This window comes from Roseobacter sp. HKCCD6576-2 (assembly GCF_013179285.1).
Taxonomy (GTDB): domain Bacteria; phylum Pseudomonadota; class Alphaproteobacteria; order Rhodobacterales; family Rhodobacteraceae; genus Rhodophyticola; species Rhodophyticola oceani.
Window position 1 is genome coordinate 357,599 of sequence record NZ_WVNW01000002.1, and the last position, 18,504, is coordinate 376,102.

Annotated in this window: 16 protein-coding genes and 1 tRNA gene; 4 read left to right on the plus strand and 13 right to left on the minus strand. The window is 53.1% G+C overall.

All coding sequences use genetic code 11. The features are described 5' to 3' along the window. Positions 1-266: 266 nt before the first annotated feature. Positions 267-356: transfer RNA gene (locus GTF44_RS08865), tRNA-Ser, on the plus strand. 797 nt (positions 357-1,153) lie between these two features. Here GTF44_RS08865 and GTF44_RS08870 read toward each other — a convergent pair. The 12 genes from GTF44_RS08870 to GTF44_RS08925 all read right to left on the minus strand — a co-directional run bounded on the left by GTF44_RS08870 (position 1,154) and on the right by GTF44_RS08925 (position 13,911). Beyond that, positions 1,154-2,602, minus strand: coding sequence for a mannose-1-phosphate guanylyltransferase/mannose-6-phosphate isomerase (locus GTF44_RS08870; RefSeq protein WP_171560909.1), 1,449 nt, complete (start codon positions 2,600-2,602; stop codon positions 1,154-1,156). Positions 2,603-2,955: 353 nt separating this feature from the next. Beyond that, complete coding sequence (locus GTF44_RS08875; RefSeq protein WP_171583801.1) at positions 2,956-4,221, minus strand: glycosyltransferase family 4 protein; 1,266 nt, start codon at positions 4,219-4,221, stop codon at positions 2,956-2,958. 19 nt (positions 4,222-4,240) lie between these two features. Beyond that, entirely contained in the window at positions 4,241-5,218 is a 978-nt protein-coding gene (locus tag GTF44_RS08880) for an NAD-dependent epimerase/dehydratase family protein (RefSeq protein WP_171560903.1), read from the minus strand. A gap of 429 nt (positions 5,219-5,647) precedes the next feature. After that, positions 5,648-6,664 carry a glycosyltransferase gene (locus tag GTF44_RS08885; RefSeq protein WP_171560900.1) on the minus strand — a complete coding sequence of 339 codons (1,017 nt, stop codon included), beginning with the start codon at positions 6,662-6,664 and terminating at the stop codon, positions 5,648-5,650. Between the two features lie 125 nt (positions 6,665-6,789). After that, positions 6,790-8,058 (minus strand): hypothetical protein, encoded by a 1,269-nt coding sequence (locus tag GTF44_RS08890; RefSeq protein ID WP_171560898.1) that lies wholly within the window; start codon positions 8,056-8,058, stop codon positions 6,790-6,792. A 100-nt stretch (positions 8,059-8,158) separates the two neighbouring features. Next, on the minus strand, positions 8,159-9,319 hold the full coding sequence (locus tag GTF44_RS08895; RefSeq protein ID WP_171560896.1) for a hypothetical protein: 1,161 nt from the start codon (positions 9,317-9,319) through the stop codon (positions 8,159-8,161). 93 nt (positions 9,320-9,412) lie between these two features. Then, complete coding sequence (locus tag GTF44_RS08900) at positions 9,413-10,297, minus strand: hypothetical protein (protein ID WP_171560895.1); 885 nt, start codon at positions 10,295-10,297, stop codon at positions 9,413-9,415. Between the two features lie 10 nt (positions 10,298-10,307). Further along, positions 10,308-10,913 (minus strand): hypothetical protein, encoded by a 606-nt coding sequence (locus GTF44_RS08905; RefSeq protein WP_171560893.1) that lies wholly within the window; start codon positions 10,911-10,913, stop codon positions 10,308-10,310. After that, entirely contained in the window at positions 10,910-11,851 is a 942-nt protein-coding gene (locus GTF44_RS08910; protein ID WP_171560891.1) for a glycosyltransferase, read from the minus strand. The genes GTF44_RS08905 and GTF44_RS08910 overlap by 4 nt, the downstream gene beginning before the upstream one ends. Before the next feature lies 1 nt (position 11,852). Next, on the minus strand, positions 11,853-12,605 hold the full coding sequence (locus tag GTF44_RS08915; RefSeq protein ID WP_171560889.1) for a class I SAM-dependent methyltransferase: 753 nt from the start codon (positions 12,603-12,605) through the stop codon (positions 11,853-11,855). A 2-nt stretch (positions 12,606-12,607) separates the two neighbouring features. Continuing rightward, a complete protein-coding gene (locus tag GTF44_RS08920; protein ID WP_171560887.1) occupies positions 12,608-13,462 on the minus strand; it encodes a methyltransferase domain-containing protein in 855 nt (284 codons plus the stop codon). A gap of 80 nt (positions 13,463-13,542) precedes the next feature. Beyond that, positions 13,543-13,911 carry a MarR family EPS-associated transcriptional regulator gene (locus GTF44_RS08925; RefSeq protein ID WP_171560886.1) on the minus strand — a complete coding sequence of 123 codons (369 nt, stop codon included), beginning with the start codon at positions 13,909-13,911 and terminating at the stop codon, positions 13,543-13,545. Positions 13,912-14,586: 675 nt separating this feature from the next. On the opposite strand from GTF44_RS08925, the gene GTF44_RS08930 reads away from it, so the two are divergent. Both GTF44_RS08930 and GTF44_RS08935 read left to right on the plus strand, forming a co-directional pair. Next, positions 14,587-15,099, plus strand: coding sequence for a transcription termination/antitermination protein NusG (locus GTF44_RS08930; RefSeq protein ID WP_171560884.1), 513 nt, complete (start codon positions 14,587-14,589; stop codon positions 15,097-15,099). 402 nt (positions 15,100-15,501) lie between these two features. Then, positions 15,502-16,416, plus strand: coding sequence for a 3-keto-5-aminohexanoate cleavage protein (locus GTF44_RS08935; protein ID WP_171560882.1), 915 nt, complete (start codon positions 15,502-15,504; stop codon positions 16,414-16,416). Here the strand turns inward: GTF44_RS08935 and GTF44_RS08940 are convergent. Further along, on the minus strand, positions 16,411-16,881 hold the full coding sequence (locus GTF44_RS08940; protein WP_171560881.1) for a DUF1203 domain-containing protein: 471 nt from the start codon (positions 16,879-16,881) through the stop codon (positions 16,411-16,413). The two genes, GTF44_RS08935 and GTF44_RS08940, sit on opposite strands and share 6 nt — an antisense overlap. A 73-nt stretch (positions 16,882-16,954) precedes the next feature. Between GTF44_RS08940 and GTF44_RS08945 the strand changes: the two genes are divergently transcribed. Next, positions 16,955-18,388 (plus strand): carnitine 3-dehydrogenase, encoded by a 1,434-nt coding sequence (locus GTF44_RS08945; protein ID WP_171560880.1) that lies wholly within the window; start codon positions 16,955-16,957, stop codon positions 18,386-18,388. Positions 18,389-18,504: the final 116 nt, after the last annotated feature.

The window sequence follows — 18,504 nt, forward strand, 5'->3', positions numbered from 1 at the left end:
GAGCGGGTCAGACATGTAAGATTAGAAATGGCTTTAGATGAAAAGATGTTGCAAAGGATCAAACGCGCCCGAGGGCGAAGAAACCGACCTGAAGCATCATCGCGGAGCTTAGACGAGCTTTGCCCCGCTGCCGATGCAGGAAAACCGTAGGTTCACGCGATTGTGTGCTGATGCGCGGCCGCTTCACTGTGCCGAGGCAACGCCGCCGTTAATCTCGTCGCACCCTCTTGCCAGCGCTCCCAATTCTCGTCTAAGTGCGCCCTGTCGGAGCGGTGGCCGAGTGGTCGAAGGCGCACGCCTGGAAAGTGTGTAGGCGGGAGACCGTCTCCAGGGTTCGAATCCCTGTCGCTCCGCCACTTACCCTCGAGATGGCGTTCTCCCTATCCGACTGCGGCGGGATTTTTCGTTGTTTGCGAGGATTATGTGGGAAGGGTTGAGTACCGACCTATGTCCCAGGAGGACTGGAAGCATTCCATCGGGGCCGGTTGTTTCCTGACACGATGACAGTGAGGGTTTCGGTGAATGGCTATAAGTATATGAAATTCAAAGGGCGCTTCTCATTGCGGCTTTGGTCGGTATGGGGCGGCCACATGAATGCCAAACGGAACTGTTGTCGAAACATCTATTTCCTACAGCACAGACGCGAGGCTCTCTTATCTCTTCCGTATTGCAGCCTCGGCCAGTCGCAGCACTTATTTGGTTGGGCTCACCATCGACAACGCCACCGGGGTCGTCGACCAGCTTCAGTTGCCGCGTTTCAAAACCTATATGAACTATGGCAACTACATCGGCATCTGGACTAGGAAAGGATCGGTATTATCAACGCCGACTACAACGATCAGGGCATCCTTCGCTGTCGCGAACAACAGGTTCGTTGTGCCGGTTGACGGGTGTACTTGTTGGGCGCGACGCTGTTCGACAAGGTTAACGCCGCGACGTGGATGGGTCGATGTTTCGTGGTGAGCCGCATGACCAAGACGTGCGGATCGCGCGGTAAGATCCGCAGCGCAAATATCTTATAGGCGATTGCACTCTTGCTACAGGGCCTTGGTGTCGCTGACATGGGACAATACTGTCGAGAATAGAGGTATTTCAGGGTCGCGGATGGCTACTTCGCCGTTGACTATAGCTCCGTCTGCGGCGTGAAGATCAGCTAACCTTTTGCCCCCTGTCTTCTAGCATAAACATCTTCATAGCGGATGATGTCATCTTCACCGAGATAGCTGCCGGTTTGCACCTCAATGAGGGTGAGGGGCACTTTGCCAGGATTCTCCATGCGGTGGAGCGCGCCGAGGGGAATGTAGACGCTTTGGTTTTCGGTCACGAGCTTCACCTCATCATCAACTGTTACCTTGGCCGTACCCTCCACCACAATCCAGTGCTCGGCGCGGTGGTGGTGGCTTTGGAGGCTGAGGCTGGCGCCCGGATGGACCACGATGCGTTTAACTTGGAACCGGGAGCCCGTGACGATGCTCTCGTACCAACCCCAAGGGCGATAGTCGCGCGGTAGCGTCGTGGCCTGAGAAACGCCTTTCGCCTTAAGCGCAGCAACCGTCTTTTTCACGTCCTGTGCACGGTCTTTGTGTGCGACCAGTACCGCATCGGGCATGGCCACCGCTACGATGTTGGTCAAACCGATCCCGACTAGCTGTTGTGCTTCGCTGGTGGCATGGAGGAGCGTGGCATCGCAATCAAGCGCCGTCGCTGGGCCGGTCGTGACAACGGTCTTGTCGTCCGCATCTCCTTCGCGCCAGACCGCATCCCAATCTCCCAAGTCCGACCAGGCACCGCCATAGGGGACAACTGTGAGATTTTCGGCGCGTTCCATCACGGCGTAGTCGATGGAGATATCGGGCAACGCATCCCAAGGCTCGACCTTCAAACGAGTGAAGGACAAGTCCTTTTCGGCGCCTTCTTGAGCGGCGCGACAGGCGGATAGGACCTCTGGCGCATTTTCAGCAAAGGCCTTTAGGATTGCCGTGTTGGTGAAGAGAAAGATGCCTGCGTTCCAAAGGTGCATCCCGCCAGCCAACAATGTGTCGGCTTTGGCTTGATCGGGTTTTTCGACAAAGCTTTTGAGTGGCTGAGGAATCGGCGAGAAGTCGGCTAGGGGCCGCTCTGTGAGTTCAAGCCAGCCATATCCTGTTTCCGCCCTGTCTGGGCGGATGCCGAACGTGACAAGCCGACCATCCAAAGCTGCGGTCGTTGCGGTCTGGACGGTGTCGTGGAACGCTTTGCCGTCGGGGATTACGTGATCAGACGGGGCGACGAGCATCAATGCGCCCGAATCCTTGGCCTCAAGCGCAAGGGCTGCAGCGCAGATCGCGGGCGCCGTGTTTTTGGCCGCTGGCTCGATTAAGATATCTGACGCCACCATTTCCAACGCAGCCAGTTGCTCAATTACAATGAAGCGAAAGTCACCACCGGTTACGATCATTGGCGGCGCGAATTCGGGACCAGTTAGCCGTTTCGCCGACGCCTGAAAAAGGCTCTCATCGCTGGTCAGTTTTACGAATTGTTTCGGGTAGGATTTTCGCGAGAGAGGCCAAAGGCGCGTGCCCGAGCCGCCGCAAAGGAGTACCGGGTGGATCTGCTGGGTCATCTAGGTCATTTTGCTCCAAAACTGTGGGCATTCTCCAAAAACCAGGGGTAGTTATCAGAGTAGTTATCTTCTGGGGTACTGCCTGCCGACCAAGGGGGGGTGAGCCGACTTACATTCATCTGTTTGCGTTGCGTGTCACCGGGCTTGCTGAGGTTGGTTATGATCTGGTCCGCGCAATCCGAGGGGCTGGCGACTACTAGGGCGAGTTCTAGGTGTTTGCGCAACTGGCTTCCGAGGGAAGAGGTTTGCTTGACGCTGAGTTCAGTTCCAACCGGCGCTTGACTACGCATGGAAACCCAATGACTATTCCAAAGATAGCTGATGGCAAACTCCGTTCTACAGGACCAGCGAGCTTATTGCGTTACAAGCCTTGAAAGCTCGTCATGCCACTGATCCGTCACCGACTCTCGAGAGAAATTTTTCTGATAAACAGCATGAGAATGCTCTTGAAGTTTGATGAGTGCAGACGGTTCTTTCGACAACCGGCGCAACTCAAGGGCAATACTTTCCGAACTACCAGAGTTCAAAACCCAGCCGATGTTAAATCTCTCTATCCAATAGCCAATCGCACTATTCTTTGGGCCCGAATAAAGAACTGGCCGTCCAATCGCCAAACTTCCAAAGAATTTTGACGGAACAGCAATTCCAGCCCATTCATCACGCAGCGAGGCCAAATGGATATCTGCTGCGCCCAGACGCTTTTCTAGCTCTTCTATCGACGCAAAGCTAGCAAAGCTAATATTTGTATCTTCTTCAAGCACTGCAGCCTTCAGTTCATCGACCCTATTACCCCGTACGGCAAAACAAAAATGGATTTCGGGCACGTCCCGTAGTGATCTGGCAAGTGTCAAAAACTCGCTGTAGCTGTGAGCTTCGCCAAAATTTCCAGAGTACAGCACAGAAAGGGCCGCATTTCCAAACAGTTCCTGCCTAGTTCGTAGATCAGGCTCGACCCTCTTCTGAGGTTCAACCAAGGCCCACGGGATGAGCTCAGTTTCAGCAGCACCGTGGTCGTAGCGGCGTAAGAGAAAACGCATACAAGGCCCAAGATCTGCAATCATGCTACAACGCTTATAGCCTGCAAGCATTATCTTCTTCACAATCCGAGTTGCGACGCTTGTCTCCAACACCATGCCGCTTACGACTGCGGCCTCAGGATGTAGGTCAAAACACCAGTGAACGATAGGCGTTCTTGGCGAGAAGAACTTGAGCGGCACTGCTGCTGCAACAGCAAACATTGGATCCGTGCCGATAACAATAACATCTGGTCGTCTCGATTTCCTGCGAAGCCCTAGCTTTGACCAGGCGACGATCATCCAAGCCGAGTTCAGCAACCGCCCGGAGAATGACCTTTGTTGAAACCGAGGCCGCCAGATACGGTTATATTGAACCCCGTTGTGAACATCCGAAGGCCCGTAGGTATGCCGCTCATCACGGCAGCCACGGTTGCATGGTAGAGCTTCGACATCCCACCCCCTAGCCGCCAGGTCTTCTGCGAAGCCATCTAGATGACGCGCGCTAACCACATCATCTGGATACATGTAATGATATAGTATCGTTATTCGGGGCTTCCGCTCTCCAAGTCGTGTCGTAAAGGGGTTCGCCTTATCATTTCGCATCTGGCTATATCCACCCAGTTTAAACTCGGTTGTGGCGCCGACTTACTTGGGCGCTAATCCAATCGTAGGTCTCATTGATTCCGGCGCGCAGCGTCTGAGTTGGCCGCCAGTTGAGCCTTTCCAAAATCAACCGATTGTCGGAGTTCCGACCCCGTACGCCCTCTGGCCCGGAGATGTTCCGGATGCTTAGATCCTTCCCAGAGATATCGATGACCATTTGCGCAAGCGCGTTAATCGAAATCATCTCATCAGACCCGATATTAACTGGGCCTTCAAATTTCGAGCGGAGCAAACGAATCGATCCTTCAATGCACTCGTCAATGAAAAGGAAGGACCGCGTCTGCAGGCCATCCCCCCAAATCTCTATTGCGCCCCCATCTCGGGCCGAAGCAACCTTTCGACAGATTGCTGCAGGCGCTTTTTCCTTGCCGCCTTCCCACGTCCCCTTTGGGCCAAAGATGTTATGATACCTAGCGACTCGGCATTCCATCCCGAAGTTTCGATTGTAGGCTAGGTACAGTCTTTCGGAAAACAGTTTCTCCCAACCATATTCGCTATCTGGATTCGCAGGGTAGGCTGAGTCCTCCGCACAGTTTGGATTGTCTGGGTCTTCCTGGTTGTAGGCAGGATACATGCAGGCAGACGACGAATAGAACACGCGTTTGATGCTGCGCTTATGACAAGCATTGAGCACATTCAAATTGATTGTTGCCGAGTTGTGCATGATGTCGGCGTCGTTCTCGCCAGTAAAAATGTACCCAGCGCCACCCATATCGGCCGCAAGCTGATAAACTTCATCGAATTTTCTGTCCACCACGTGCGCGACTAAGCTTTGATCTCGCAAATCGCCTATGACGAAATCGTCAGCGTCGCTTTCGTGAAATTTGTTGAACTCTAGATCAACGCCCCGGACCCAAAACCCCTCTTTCTTAAGGCGGGTGACAAGATGGCCTCCGATAAAGCCACCCGCGCCCAAGATAAGTGCCATCTTTGCCATGTGTTTTCTCCTTTGAGGGCGGGCAAGTTTAGTTTTCATAGCGTACCGTATGGCACGCTGCGACTTCGTTTGTCGTGATGTATCCCGCTTCTGCTTGCTTAGAAAGCCCATGGTTTGGGCTTGCTTCAGCACCTAACAAAAGCGCGGTTTCTTGGATCAGAACTCGTAGCCAGAACAGGTCGGCTGTTGCGATGCAGCCAGCGGAGATGAGCAACTCGCCGCATCTACCTGATCCAATCGCAGCTCGATCCTGGACTTGGAAAGAACGGCTCTAGCTCCTGCATCTGCCGTCCGTCAGCCAGGCCAGAAATGCTCGCTCATCATACTCCCTCTGTTCAGGATCTCGAATCATGTGGTTGGGCGAGCCTCAAGCAGAAGAGTTATGGGGTATGATTCTCAGCAGACGTTGCATTCAATAAGCTGAATAACTCACGTTTCGCTTGATCTATCTAACTTTCCACGCAAAAGAATATCCTTCATTTTCAGGTCAAAAACCTCGGCTGAGAAACGCTTATTGGAAGCGATTGCAGCATCGATGTTCTTGTTTTTGAATTTTGAAGGATCGGACCTTTTTTCATGGTATAGTCTCTCGATATCCTTAGCAATTTCCGGTACGTTATTGATCGGTACGATATCGGCGGGGTAATCGCCTACGGTTTCGCGTAAGCTGGCTCGGTCGGAGACGATGACCCGCTTTCCAGAACACATCGCTTCAATAACCGCGAGCGGCTGCATTTCAGAGGTGTAGCGCGAGGGCAGCGCAACGACGTCACCGTCTCGTATTGCGCCCACGGCGCAAGCATGCGGCACCATTCCGAGATAAGAGAACCAGTCACACCCTTCGTATTGTCGCATCTTGCTGCGAACATCGACTTCAAGCATTTCGTGATCGCTTTGCACTTTGCCGAAGCACAATAAGTCGATCTGGTGGCCCTGGCGGACAAGCACTTCGACCGCAGACACGACGTCGAAGAAGCCTTTACTTGCCATCACATTTGAATTCCAAACAACCTGAAGGCTGGACGGGTCTTGGTTTGCGGCTGATTGAGCGGCTTCTGCAGCGACAAAGAAATTCTCACACAGATGCGCGATCTTCACTCGGTCCTTCATCCGCTCACTAAGGTGATGGCTTGGGAAGATGACCTCGCAGTTACGATAAATTCGCCGCGCTAGGCCTGATAGCGGTCCGCTGGATAACAAGGACTCAAAATCAGACCCGTGGCAATGAACAATGACCCGCTTGCCGAGATAAACTGTCAACAAACCAGGCAGGTCGCGGAAAAAACCCGGGGTGGTGCGGGAGCAAACCACATAGACCGCTCCAACACGCGACGTGCACAATGCCCAAAACAGTCGAAAACAAGCCAGCAACCAAGCCAAAATGCTTTTCGCAGCGCCTCCACTGGGAAAGACGCATGGCACGCTTTCACCGACATCCGGCAGCACGTGGTTAACGACCCTTCGCGTAACGACTGCCTGTCCATTCTCTGTTGTAAACTCGCACGAAAAAACAGCAAAGTTTATTGTCTCAAGCTGTCGCGCGACCCGATCCTTCTTTACATGTTTCGACGTCAAGTTTTGGTCTGATCCCGAGGTAAAAGTGACCTGAATGAATTCACTGCCAACCCAATGAAAATCGCATAATACAGTGGTCTTACCGCATGTCTTAATCCGTACTGAACAAAAAAGATTGATGCTAACAAACTTAGCCCCAGAATCGCGATCATAACCACGCGCTGTTGCCGAGCTACTGCCTGCAGGTACTGTAGATTCACTATGGAAAGAAGAAATCCAAAAAAAGTCGCCGCAAATGCACCAGCCATATGTTCTGCACCATTAAGTGTTCCAATAGCGTTTACCGGAAAAAAAGTTCCCACTCTCAATAAGTCTGTATATTCATGCCTCCAGACAAGTGCACCCGGGAGCGGGTTGAGCGAGGCGAATATTATATGGGAATCTATGGCGATATTGCTCTTCGCATAGTGAGCCATGGGAAATCCCATAAACAAGTTGTTGAGGACATATTGAAAAAGATTGGAGATTGGAAGAGCGTCAAGGTTATCAAAATTGAAAACATTAAAAAAATGCGCTAAGCCCTGTTGATCCATGTTCCTCATGAGCAACGAGAAAGCCAACAAACAGCCGGAGGTGACGGTCAAGCTAACATAGTTTTTGACACTTGGTGTATCCGATAGGTACTTTCCCAAGAAGAATAGGGCGGGTGCTACTGCTGCTCGCCTAGAACCGTGAGCGAGCAAGAGGACAATGATGATTATTAAGAGGACTAAACCTAATGTCGGCCTGTCTCTTGCGACAACACCTGTCAGAAAGGCGGATATTACAACCAATAGCATTAGAAGGGTTCTGATTTGTGTGTTTTCTCCTTCTATAATGTATGATTGACGGGAGATTAGCGCATCTTGATAGTAGAGTGCAAAGAGTAACGCAATCAAAACAACAATGACCGAAATTAGGTCGGTGTTAATCCTTCTGGTGCGTTGGCTGTAGCCACCTCTAGTAAATTTGATTTTTGGGGCGGCATTGTATGATGCAGAAAATATAATATGGCCTAGAGCGATGTAGCATAACCAAACCAAGTTCGAGTTGAAGGTCCCTAGAATTTCGTCGGAAAACCTATTATCGATATATGGATATCTGTGAAAATCGCCAATGTCGGACCAGTAATAAAACTGTGAAGCGGCAAGGTTAAAGAGAATAAAGATGACCACAAAATTAGACATCGGCGTGAACTTTGCATTGCGGGATAGAGAAGTCTTATTTGCAATGGAAATCAATACCCATAACAAGGTGGTTAGGATAAGGAGTTGTATTACGCTCATTGAATTAGTCTTCCATAGCGTCAATGACGATCAGCGGAAACGAGAGATACTCTATTGAAAGGTCCGGTTGAAGGCTATATCGCAATTCGAGGTGCATTGCCTAAGCCCGTCGTTTCGCAGTTTTAAGCAAGCCAACTGCCAGCACCATAACCATGACGCTCATGCTTGCCAGATACATGATTGTGGCATTCATTAAATCCAGCGCATGGGCGTTCATCAGCTCGACGCTAACAACGGTGATCACCATGCCTATGTAGCCAAACATGGCAAATTGCAAATCACCCATCAACCGCAAGTAAACCCGCATGATAATTGAGGCAAAAACCAGAAACTGATATACTGAGTAGATTATTGCAGCCGTCCACAACGGCGTCGTGCCGACCATGTGGCAGTACACAAGATAAATCGGCAAGCATAGCAAGATCAACATGCTTGGCAGGACGTATGACTCCAAGTCTAGTGCAGATGACAGAGTGAAGCGGGGATTTGTTTCGCCGCGATGAGCGCGGGCCAGAACGATCTCCTGATATTGGAAGTAGATGCTGAGAAACCCGAACGACGACAGCAAAACTCGCAGGGTGCCCAGCGCCTCGGCACCGGAATGATGCTGGACCAAGAGTTGAACCAAATTGCCGGAAAGCCACTGGAACCATATCCCGAACGTCATCCATCGGGAAAATCGCAAGAAGTCGACAGCAAGAGCTATATCCGGAAGAAGCGTGCGCTCAGGACGGCGAAAGACGGTGTGCGCAATGGCTACAAAAAAGGAAAGTGAATAGGTAAGCAAGAAAGCGGTGTAAGAAACGACACCGATGGCGGCTGGTATCGATACTGCTACCAATACCACTAGGGGGATTAACGTTGGGTACTTCGCGAGCCCTAGATGCAAGACAACCCGTCGTAACGTTAAAAAGGCATTGTGGGAGACAATGTAGACAAAACTCAGAAACATAGATTGGTTCGAAAAGTTCAAAACGATATGATCAAACGCTAGAATAGAACAAGCCAGCGGAACGAAGGAGAAGAGCGATATGACCATCACCTTCTGAGCAAAGCGATAATCTGAGATAGACCAAGGCTTGCTGGTCGCTGGCACGATTATGAAATTGTACGCGAAGAGATACACAAAAGACGAGTAAATCAAAATCAGGGAGAACTCGCCTAAAGTCGAGACGCCATAGAGAACACCGATCACAAAGGCTGACAAGAAGTTCAGCGCGCTAGCAAAAGCGGTGTCAACGATCGCGCCATCGGCGCGCATCAACCGGTCTATCTGCAAGGTCTTCCGGAGGGCGCCCAACTTAGTTGTGAGAGCTTGCTTATTGGCTGAGTTCATAAGAGCTAAACCAATCGCTCAACGCCCTTTTTCAATCTTCTCGACAAAATAGTCACTGACTGAGCCAGGACTCGCAACACCAGTTTTGGGAACAACTGCGAGACCGCCCAGGGCAACGATCAGCAGTTTTTTCAGTGCAGCCCATGTGAAGCTTCCATGGACGACGTAGCGATGCGTCGGTCGATAGAGGTGGTACTTGTTGGCAAAATCAATGACCGCCTGAGTGTCTGATGGGTGTACGTTCAGCGTGCATCCAACGCTCTCTGGGCGCATTCGTATCAACTGGCTTGCGTAGTTCCACATCGTCTTTCGTCGCGAAATGCGTTGTGTTATCTTGCTGCGCAGCTCTTCGGTATCCGTCCAAAACGGTACGGTTTGCGCCTGAGGCAAGGTTACTCCGAGGAAGTCCAAGACATCGGCCACGACGGAAGGGTCCAGCCCGTGCCGATCTAAATCTGGTTGATATCTGACTGGAAGATGCCCCTTGTAAGCTGCGTAGTGAAAAAACGTGTATGAGATTGACACGCGATCCGGCAGGCGTCGCCAAATGCCGTCGACTTCGCAGGTATCGAGTAGTCGCTCGCCTTCGACAATGACCTGCCCACGAAAGATGATGCCCGTGAAATACTCAAGAACCAGGAACTTTCGGTCGCCCCCCCCCGGAAAATATAGCATTACATAGAGATCCCGCCGCTTAGGAATAATCTGTATCACCCAGACATCGTCGCGGCGGATGGCCCTATAGTAGTGATAGATCGTGTGCAGGTCGGATTGCTTAATCAAAAGATCAATGTCGCCTGTCAGTGTCTCGGGATAGCCCTCAGAGTTTCTTAAGAAGGCGTAGTTCACTTGCAAATCCGAAAGGTGGGTCACGTGAGACTCAAGAAATGTACTCGGTGTCATCTGAGGGCGCTCACAGCCCGGTATGGCAGCTGGTGATTTGGCCGATCCGGCTTGCTATGCGAGCTTGGCTTTGGTTGACGGAGTCGCGAGTTGTGTCGATGGTCAAAACCTTTTCCTTGGCCCGAGCAAGCGCAGCCGCATACCGACGGTTCAGTGCATCGATTTCGGACGCCGGGAGTTCTTGCTTGCGGTTTGCCATCGTCTCAGCGTCCCCGGTCAGAACGATGTTTAGGTCGGCGTACCAATCCCTCAGAAGGCCCCGAAGCCGTTCAACAAGCCAATGGTCCAATCCATAGCGATCTGGGTGAACATACACATCCGCAAGGCTTCGTTCCAAGATTACCACTGTCGGTCCTGCCATCAGCTTGTGCCAGATGGCAAAGGAGTAGAACTCTGCCAGAAACAACCCTATTTTTGCAACCTGCAAATATACTTTCCGTTTAGGTACTTCGCCGGGCCGATCGACGTAACGACGCTGCTTCTCGGTGTTGCTCTTGGGTGCAAGATTACCTGGCCGCGAATGAAAATGCACAAACCTATTGTCGGTGACTTCTGCGACCGCGTTGATGATCGTACTTTTTCCGCTTCCGTCCGCGCCGTTAAGTGTGATGATCATGTTGTCCCAGCAATGGCCTTGGCGAATTGCAGCGTATCGAACTTCTCCAATTCTACGATTTCCATCATGGGACGGTTTGCCAACACCTCAAGCTGCTCAGCAGTAAGACCCAGCAACTCGTTGGTAATCATAACGTTGTCTACTTCGCCGAAGTATGCGGACACCTCACCAAAATCGGTCGAAAGCACGTTCAGGCCGGAAAGCAGCGCCTCAATGACGCTGAGCGGCATAGCGATTGCTGCATCGGGCCGTTTCACTGGGAACGCATAGAGGTCAAACTGGCGGTAGAAGGCAAAGAGGTCGTTTTGATATTCCGAAATAATTGTGGCGCCGAGGTGTTCGAGCCGCGCACGCTCGTTTTGATCTTCTTTCTCCGTGCTGCTCACCAAAAAGGTGAGCGGGAAGCCCAGATCTTTACATAGGCATGCCAATTCGAAAACGTTTCGCCGTTCGTTCAAGTGTCCAACATGTAGAACACGAAGCGGGCCTGCCGAGCGTTCTGGCTTACTCCGATCTCTGCCCCGCAAAAACGCTTGGTATGAAAACGTCGCCGCTGGCTGACTTATATGCCGAAGGCCATTGAGTTCTGCCAGTTGACCCATCACCGGATTCTCAGAGATGACTTTGTTCACACACCATCTCAAGATTCTGCGTTTCTCCGCAGATATGCTTGGCATAAGACCACATAAGATGAATTCCGCCCTCCAGTGAAATAGGCGCATCGCGGCGATTTTTTGCAGAGTACTATTCGCCGGTCCACCAGTGAACACAATTTTGTTCCAAGAGCACAAATTGGATTTTTTGTTCAGGCCGGTGTCGATTATGCAATCGTGGCCCATACTGACTAAGGCTTGTTTCAGGTGGTTATTTACCCGCTTCATACCCTCATCATCTCGCCCACATGGGTCGCCGACCAACAAGATACGGAGTTTACCCATACTAGTGAGACTTCCTGCCCTCAAAGTACAACGAACTCTGTTTGTAGGGTGAACCATCAGCCTTAGCATCAAGCCCTATTCTGTCGTTCCAGTTGGGTATCCAACTCTGGTCATATGACCAAACAGTTGTTTCATGAAAGCCCGCCGCGTTCATTGAGGCTTGAAGGCTGAACCGATCATACATCCATTGGTGGGTTTCACCCCGCTTCCGAGCGTCACCCAAAACGAGGTTCTCGACAATGCGCCTTATGCCCTTCTGGCGGGCGGTTCCGTCGGCTTCACGCCGAACGGATTGCTCAATCAGCGGCGCGATATAGTCCGAGTGGTTTGTGATCAGCTTCGGATCTGCCTCGCACAGCTCAATATGTTCGAGATAAGCACGAGCCAACAGCTCAAAATCGGGCACAACTATTCTTAGAATGCCCCCAGGCTTCAGCACTCTGTGAGTCTCAGCCAGAAACTGCTGTGCAATTGGTCGGTCGAGATGTTCCAGAACATGGGAGTGATAGACCACATCTACAGATTGATCTGCGTAGGGAATGCCCTTTGCAAGATTATATACCAGAATGTTTTTGGGAACTGCCCGCAGGCGTTGAAGGCGGGCTTCATCGAGAAAAATAGGTGCAAGTGCTCGAACAAGCCTACTGCGAGAGAGCCACAAATAAGGTGACCAATCAATGTTTTGAACTTCTGGTCGATCACTCGTCTTAAGCCCGCAGCCTAAGTTCAAGATAATGCATTGTCGCGCGTCCATGCTCAAGTCCAATCAATCTGCCGGATATCCAAGAACTTGCTAAAGTACTGTCTACCGAACGAGCTGGAAAACTCTTCATCTGTCGGCTTAAGGCGTGGCTCCCAACCTTTGGGTTTTTCTGCGATTAAATAGAAGCTGTCGCGGGTATTGGGCATGAAAGTCGACACAAAACGCCAGAGCGAGCGGACGGAGGGCGGCAGGATATCGAGGTGGATGTGGAAGGTGCGTAAATCCTTCTTGTACAACCCCAGATAACTCACCAAGGCGTCCAGGTCGCCGCGCACATATTCGCGAACATGTCCGTCCCACTTTCCGGGATACCAATAAAAGTACCCATATCTTGGGTAGTTTGTCTTGCCCAAAAGAAGATGGATACGCTTTCTGATGTTTCCAGCGTTTGGAACCGTCAGAACCAATAGTCCGCCAGGCTTAAGATAGCTAGTCAAAGTGTTGAGCAGGGTGCGTGGAGAATCGTGGAAGTGTTCAATCACATCATGCAGCATGATCACGTCGTATTCATGCGCTCCGATTTCTTCAAATGTATCGATAAAGTGGATTCCAGATTGGCGGCCATAGCTCTTAATTTTTTCATCGTTGTTATCTACGGTGTGCCATGTATCTTTCAAGGTATCGAAGGCGTATAGATTCTTAGTCAGGCTTTTGAACATAAAAGTTTTGTCCAAAGGCCCACAGCCAAAATCCAATATCTTGGCGTCTTTGGTCACGTGCGAATACAACATCGCTGGCATTGCGCAATAGGCGGATTTGCGTGCCGGATTTATATAGCCTTTGAAAGGAAAATTCTGGAGGTTCTCGCGCCAAAGATCTTCCAGGGTTTTCTCAATGTTGTCGCTCACAGTGTTCGTTCTCCTTAGGCGGCGTCACCTTGGCAGAGTCAAAGGGTTGGCTGTCTGCCTTTGGCAAATGAGGCTTCTGCTCACATGGATCTTTTTAGTTGCGCCAGTTCAGCCTCGGCAAGATCACCTTGAACCTCTTCGATTTCGGTCTTCAGCATCTCATACTCGGCCATCTTGCGGATTAGAAAGCGTTTGGTCAGCGCGGCCTTTTCCGAAACCCCCTTGGGCGTCAGCAAGTAGGCATAGCGCCGCTTGTCTTCACTGGCGGTGAAATTGCCCAGCTTGATCAGACCTTTCTCGACGAGTGCTTTGAGCAGGTAGTGGGCACTGCCCGTGCTGATGCCGACTGCTTGCGCTAAGTCGCGCTGAGACATTTCCGGGTTCTGTTCAAGCAACCGGAGAATGCGAAATCGCACATCGTCCTGGAGTTTGCTTTGCTGGCCAGCCATGTTCAGGTTGGTTTATGGCTACCGCACAAGGACTGCCCAGGGCACCTTGGTGAGAAAGTTCGGTTGGAATCAAGTATTCCGCTCATACTTGAGCGATTAGCAGTTTTCTGTGCTTGCGAAAAGACCATATAGAGAAAGAGCGTCAAACTCGCGCGTGCTTGACTCGTGCATGTCGTGTCGATGGAAGCTGGCACCGCCGGGTATAGGAGCCCACGACGAGGGCCGCCGCTCTATTCCTATGGAAGGCGCGGTGCAGCAGCGTCGTCGCTGTCGGCACGTTCTATTGCCTCCTCAATGCTGACCGTGTCGAGCAACAAGTCGAACTGTTCCTTGATTTCGATGGTACGTTCGCGATGTAGTCGCGGAAGGCGAGTGAGCGAGTCGTGTCGGACCGATTGAGCATGGAACACCGCTGATGCTCCGTCGACATACGCACATATCGTGCCTTCTTAAGTTCCACGCTAATGCTGTCCAACTCATCCGTTCAAAGTTTCTAATTCGAGTTGGACGTTTGTGAGGGTGCGCGTGGTGACCACGGTCGAAGTCTGTGGTTGTTCGGAAGACTCAGTGCCTTGCCGAGGCAGCCGACCGCCTACCGTTACCTTTGGTGTGCCCGTCCCTTGCCTTTGCTCATAGTTGAGCGATAGGTGTTGGCAAACGATGGGGATGTAGGTGATGAGTTTCCACGACCGCGGCGCAACTTGGTTTCTGGCCCAGTTGAAGCCCAACAGCGTCAAGATCGCCGAGCGCAATCTAGAGCGGCAAGGTTTCCGGACCTTCCTACCGGTGGAAGAGGTGACCAAACGCGCGAAGTCGAGATTCTTGACCACCAAACGCCCAGTGTTTCCCGGTTATATCTTTGTGTCGTTTGATATCTCCGTAGGCGGTTGGCGCGCGATTAACTCGACGAACGGTATCACCCGGTTAGTCAGTTTCGGCAGAGATCCAGCGCCGGTGCCGCCCGACATTGTCTCCGGTCTGATACTTCGCTGTGACGCTTTAGGCGAACTAATGCCCTCGAAGCTGCTTTCGTCGGGTGATCGAGTTGTTATGACCCACGGCCCCTTTGCGAACTTCGTGGCCGAAGTCGAACAGATCGAACCCGACCACCGTATCTGGATTCTGCTCAACATCATGGGCGGAAAAACCCGCGCTACCATCGATGCCGGGCAGGTCCGCTCAATTTGATCCAAGCAGGCTCCTTTTCAAGATAAACTGGTCTATTCTCGGGCTTGAGCTCTTCTCTGCGCTCTAAGAGGTCTAGCTGCAGCGACTGCCGAAACTTCCAATTGCGTAAAGAATAGGTGGTTTTCGCGAGCTTCACGCAAGAGCCTACACTTGCACGAGAGACAGTTTGTTGTCGATCGCAGCCCCTCTCGCAGCGCATGATCCGCAACGCTTCTAGAGGGCCATGCGCTCGTGGTGCCATCGGTGCGATGATCAATCATCTCATTTTGTTTTGAACGCTCAACATCGCCTGCTCAGTAGCCCATAGTTTGAAGGATGCTCAGGAATGTTAGACATCGTTCGTTCTTTACACGTCACGCCGCCCATGATCCCGTTCGGTGGAGCTGAAGAAGGACGATCGGAATGCCGTTGACCATGAACCGCGAGGTTTTCATTACCTGTGCTGTGACAGGATCGGGTGGAACGCAGGAGAAATCGCCCCATGTGCCGCGGTCGCCGGCGGAGATTGCCGACAGCGCGATCGCGGCCGCGAAGGCGGGGGCGGCGATTGTACATTGCCATGTGCGCGACCCGCGGATCGGCGCCCCGTCGCGCGATCTCGGCCTCTATCGCGAGGTGACGGACCGGATTCGCGCCTCTGACACGGATGTGGTCTTGAATCTGACCGCCGGGATGGGGGGCGATATGGTGTTTGGCTCGACCGAGGCACCTTTGCCGCTCAAAGCGGCCGGGACCGACATGGCGGGCGCGACCGAGCGGATGGCGCATATTGCGGAATGTCAGCCGGAGATTTGTACGCTCGATTGCGGCACGATGAATTTCGCGGAGGCGGATTATGTGATGACCAACACGCCCGGCATGTTGCGGGCGATGGGGCAGATGATGACCGATCTGGGTGTGAAGCCGGAGATCGAGGCGTTTGACACTGGTCATCTCTGGTTTGCCAAGCAGTTGGTGGCCGAGGGCATTCTGACCGCGCCAGCGCTTGTGCAGCTTTGTATGGGGGTGCCTTGGGGTGCGCCGAATGACCTCAATACCTATCTCGCGATGGTCAATAACGTGCCCGCCGATTGGCATTGGTCGGCCTTCAGTTTGGGCCGGGATCAGATGCCCTTTGTCGCTGCTGCGGTTCTGGCAGGTGGCAATGTCCGGGTCGGGTTGGAGGATAATCTGTTCTTGGAGAAGGGCGTGCTGGCTACCAATGCGCAACTGGTCGCGCGGGCCGTAACGCTGATCGAGACGATGGGCGCCCGCGTGATCGGGCCGGAGGCGGTCCGCGCCAAACTGGGCCTGACCAAGCGAGCGCCGATCTCATGAGGTGCGCCGGATTCGGCATTGATAGCAGTTGTTCGCGGCGCTGCGGATATCGACAAACGCGATGTCTTTGCGTTCGAATAACGCGCGCGCATATGCGGCGATCTGATCTGTCGGCACCACTTTGCCGGTGCCATAGACGATCCGTTCACCGGCGGAGTAACCCCGTATCAGGTATTCAGGCGCGCGAAGAATGGCGGGCGTCTTGTCCGATGGCTCTGCGCGGGCGCAGGGCTCCGCGCAGAGGAATATCGGGCCGGTTTCCGCATAGGGGTTTGTGGTTTCAAACGGTTTGTGTGCCAGGACCAGATAGTCTTGCCCCAATGGCGTTTCCTCCAGACAATGACGGCAGGGATAGCCATCGCCGCCAGACACACGACGCTCGACCGGCAAGTCATAGTCGTCGCGTCCCAGGTCGCGAATTTGGGCGACGGTTTCGGTCGGTAGAGCTAGAAATTCAATATCCATATCGGGTCTCCTTTGCGGCGTTTGTTGCGCGAATGCGGCGTGGGGCCGACCCGGAACATGCGGGAACGGAGCAATGACGGAGCGCAAAGCGGCAGTCATCGGGGGTGGGGTCATTGGCGGCGGATGGGTGGCACGATTCCTGCTGAACGGATGGGATGTGGCGGTCTACGATCCCGATCCGGAGGCAGAGCGTAAGATCCAAGAGGTCCTGCAGAATGCGCGCCGAAGCTTGCCAGCGCTCTACGACAGAGCACTGCCAGAAGAGGGGCGCCTGACGTTCCAAAGTGACCTTGGGGAGGCATTAGATGGGGCCGCCTGGGTTCAAGAAAGCGTGCCGGAGCGGTTGGAGCTAAAGCATCAGATTCATACGGATCTGACGGCTCTTGCGCCGCCGAATGCGATCATTGGCTCGTCCACATCCGGTTTCAAACCCTCGGAACTGACCGCGCAAGGTGCGCGGGTCATCGTCGCACACCCGTTCAATCCGGTCTATCTGTTGCCGCTTGTCGAACTGGTCGGCGAGGTGGGGCAATGCGCGGACGCGGCGGCGATCCTGCGTAGTGTCGGCATGTATCCCTTGATCGTCCGCAAGGAGATTGACGCCCATATCGCGGACCGGCTTCTGGAGGCGGTCTGGCGCGAGGCGCTGTGGCTGGTCAAAGACGGGATTGCCACAACCGAAGAGATTGACGAGGCGATCCGTATGGGCTTCGGCCTCCGATGGGCGCAGATGGGCCTGTTTGAGACCTATCGCGTGGCGGGCGGCGAAGCGGGGATGAAGCATTTCATGGCGCAGTTCGGCCCAGCGCTGGAATGGCCCTGGACCAAGCTGATGGATGTGCCGGACTTCACGCCCGAACTGGTTGACCTGATCGCGGGGCAGTCGGATGCGCAGTCGGGTCATCTATCGATCCGCGCCTTGGAGCGTCTGCGCGATGACAATCTGGTCGGCATTCTGCGCAGCTTGCGGCGAACCAAGAGCGGGGCAGGCGGGGTGATTGTGGATCATGAGGCCAGCTTGCCGTCGGTGATGGAGGAGGACTTGCCGGTGACGGTTTTGCGGCAGGTGCCAGAAACATGGACGGATTATAACGGCCATATGAACGAGGCCCATTATCTGGAGGCCGGCGCACAAGCCAGTGATCGATTCATGGAAATGATCGGCGCCGATGCAGCTTACATCGCCAGCGGGCTGAGCTATTTTACTGTTGAAAACCACGTCCGATATCTGGCGGAGGTTCATGCAGGAGACGAGTTGAAGATCACCACGCAAGTGCTGGCAACCAAAGGGAAGAAGCTGCATCTGTTTCACAGCATGACCCGCGGAGACGGCACTTTGGCGGCGACAATGGAAACCTTGCTTCTGCATATGGATTTGCAGGCTCGTAAGAGCGTCGCGCCCCAAGGGGCCGTCGCGGAGGCGCTGGCGCAATACGCCGCCGCGCATCGAGACTTGGCGATGCCGGATGGGGCCGGGCGGTTTGTCGGGCAACGGGCTGCACAATGAGCTTGTGACGGCAATGGGTGCGATGCCCGCAATGCGGCTCAGGAGACTGTCTGATCACCCGGGCCGAATTGCTTCTGACTTCCGCTGCCATACCCACGCAAACATCAGCGAATGAA